Consider the following 2882-nt stretch of genomic DNA (forward strand, 5'->3'; position numbering starts at 1 on the left):
TCGCCAAATCTACTTTCCTTGGCTGCCTCCTTATCGACATGGATATCTCTAGGGTCATATTTCTCGGATGCTTCTATGATTTCTTCCTCGCTAAAGACAACATCTTCTATTTCCTCATCAAAAACTTGTCCAATTTCATAATCTTCAAAAAACATATACCCTCCTAGTAATTTAATACCCGAAATAAGAAAAATCTCGCAAGATACACTTACGAGATAAAATATTATTCATTATAGCCTTCTGATTTCTTGCTTCCTATGAAGGAAGCTTCTAGTAGATTTCTTCCTTGAGAGTAATACCTAGTAGAGCCCTTCCGAGCCTTTTGTCTTAATTCATCTATAAAGCCAGAATTTATCCTGTGAATTATCAAGGAAACATCCGTCTGATCAAATTCTTTAAGCATAGCGAAGTCTCCGTCACTATCTCCTCCAACCATTATAGGCCCATAATTTCTCTCGTTTTTGATGAGTTTCTTAATAGTTTGAACCTTGCCTTCTCTGATGCTTATAGGATAGTTTTTATCGAACTTTGGAAGAATTTTCCCCTCATCGTCTTTCATAAGTCTTAGGCCTAAGACCTTCTCCTCCTTCATCTTATAATTATTATTCAGGTCTGTCGCAAAGGCCCTCACTATATCTATGAAGGAGGCGGAAACTATATAGCAATCTATTCCATTTTCTTCTAAGCTTTGGTATAAATCTATCATTTCTTCCAAGGGCCTAATACCTACAAAATATTTTATAGAAACCCTTCCTGCCGCTGATTTAATATCTGGAGATACGAATTCTTCTAGTCTAATCTTTTCTTTTATCATTGAAGCGTAAGCCTTCTCACAAAGATCGTAAACTTCCTTTGTTTTATAATTTTTCAGAAGAAAGCTCATCCAGCAATAAGGGTCCTCTGCTTCTTTATCAAAAGAGCTCGCCCTATATCTGTAGAGCATCTTGCTTACAAATTCCTGGTAATAATTAGTCTCTTGGACTTCTTCAAGACTCTTTTCTCCTTCAAATATATCGAGATTTTCGTAAATTTTCTCATAAGCTCTTTTTATATCTTGGGAGATTAGGTCGATGTTTACCCTTTGATTATCTAGATTATTAAATTCCTTAGGATAGTCTTTCTTATCTACATTTTTTCTGATCAATTCATAGAACTCTTCTGCTTCCATCTTGAAACTTAAATTCCTAACCATGTAGTAAAGAAGGGCTTCCTCCACATCTCCTATAATTGAAGTGTTGTCCCAATCAAAGACTGCGAAGGGTTTATTATCTGGATTATAAGCCTCATTGTCCTTACCATGCTTTCCTATGAGCTTGTTTATGGCTAGATAAAGGCTCTCTTCCCAATTTAACCTTTTTATATATGTTTTCATATCATCTCTCTTGGATCTACTGTTTTTACAAAATCGGTATCCGACACAAATCCTAACTTTTTATTAGCCTCTCTTAGGCTCAAGTTATTCTTGTGGGCAAACTTCGCTAGCTCTGCTGCCTTATCATAGCCTATAAGAGGGCTTAGGGAAGTTACGAGCATAAGAGACTTATCGAGATTTTCTTCGATTTTTTCTTTATTTGCTATAAGTCCTTCGATTAGGTGAATTCTGAAGGAAGTCATAGCCTTAGTTAGAAGCTTAATTGACTTAACCATATTATAAATTATCAAAGGCATGTAGGTATTAAGCTCCAGTTGGCCACTCGCATTGGCTATAGATATAGCTGTATCGTTGGCCATAACTTGGATCGCTGCCATAGTCATCATCTCAACTTGGGTAGGATTAACCTTTCCTGGCATAATTGATGATCCCGGCTCATTTGTCGGAAGGATTAACTCTCCTATGCCAGTTCTTGGTCCGCAGGATAAGAATCTTAAGTCATTAGCTATTTTATTAAGGTCTTCAGCAAGGACCTTAAGACCAGAGTGGACTCTCGCCATAGCTTGTTTGGAGGAAATGCCTACGAATTTGTTGGAATCCTCGATTATCCTTAGGCCACTGAGCCTTTCAAGAGTAATAATCATCTTCCTGCTATAAGATTCTGGCGCATTAAGACCAGTTCCCACAGCTGTTCCTCCGATTGGCAGTCTACGAAGATCTTCCATTAGATCTATTAAGGCTTCCTTATCTCTTCTAACAATCTCGCTATAGGCACGAATTTCGCTCGATAGGGATATAGGAGTTGCATCTTGGAGGTGGGTCCTTCCAGTTTTTATTATCCCCTCAAATTCCCTAGCCTTACTCTCAATCGCATCTATGAATTCATCTATTTCTGGCAAAAGTTCATTATCCAAAAGATTAAGGCTTGCCATATGCATGGCTGTAGGAAAGGTGTCATTTGAGCTTTGGGACTTATTGACATGATCATTAGGGTGGATCAAGTTTTCCCCGCACTTTTCATTGGCAATATGGGCTATGACTTCATTTACATTCATATTGCTTTGGGTTCCAGATCCCGTTTGCCAAACTGTAAGTGGGAATTGGTCGTCAAAGTCTCCTTTAAGAATTCTATCTGCTGCGTAGACAATGAGATTTTTTCTTTCTTCATCAATTTTTCCTAGCTCTAAATTCACAATAGCTGCAGCCTTCTTTATCAGGCTTAGGGCCCTTATCACTTCTTTAGGCATAAGATCTAAGCCCTTTGGGAAATTCATAAAAGATCTTTGGGTTTGGGCACCCCAATACTTATCATTATCAACTTCTATCTCACCTAGGCTGTCTCTTTCAATTCTCTTGTCCATATCTAATCCCTACTTATATGATCTTCGTCCAAGATTCCTGGCTTGGTCATGTTCTCATAATCCAATATCTTATCTATCTCATCACTTGTCATAATCTTATCGCGAATTAAAATCTCCCTTACAGAAACTCCTGTCCTCAAAGATTCCTT

At 37.9% G+C, this 2882-nt stretch carries 3 protein-coding genes; all 3 read right to left on the reverse strand.

Annotation, left to right across the window (positions count from 1 at the left end; genetic code table 11):
- Positions 1–223: 223 nt before the first annotated feature.
- The 3 genes from MRZ08_RS07860 to MRZ08_RS07870 are packed head-to-tail and all read right to left on the reverse strand — an operon-like array spanning position 224 to position 2873.
- Positions 224–1372, reverse strand: coding sequence for a haloacid dehalogenase-like hydrolase (locus MRZ08_RS07860; RefSeq protein WP_297381445.1), 1149 nt, complete (start codon positions 1370–1372; stop codon positions 224–226).
- Positions 1369–2733 (reverse strand): class II fumarate hydratase, encoded by a 1365-nt coding sequence (locus MRZ08_RS07865; RefSeq protein ID WP_297381447.1) that lies wholly within the window; start codon positions 2731–2733, stop codon positions 1369–1371. Before MRZ08_RS07865 ends, MRZ08_RS07860 begins: the two co-directional genes overlap by 4 nt.
- 2 nt (positions 2734–2735) lie before the next feature.
- A complete protein-coding gene (locus MRZ08_RS07870; protein WP_297381450.1) occupies positions 2736–2873 on the reverse strand; it encodes a hypothetical protein in 138 nt (45 codons plus the stop codon).
- Between the last annotated feature and the right edge of the window lie 9 nt (positions 2874–2882).

The sequence above is a fragment of the Anaerococcus sp. genome, assembly GCF_022770135.1.
Classification (GTDB): domain Bacteria; phylum Bacillota; class Clostridia; order Tissierellales; family Peptoniphilaceae; genus Anaerococcus.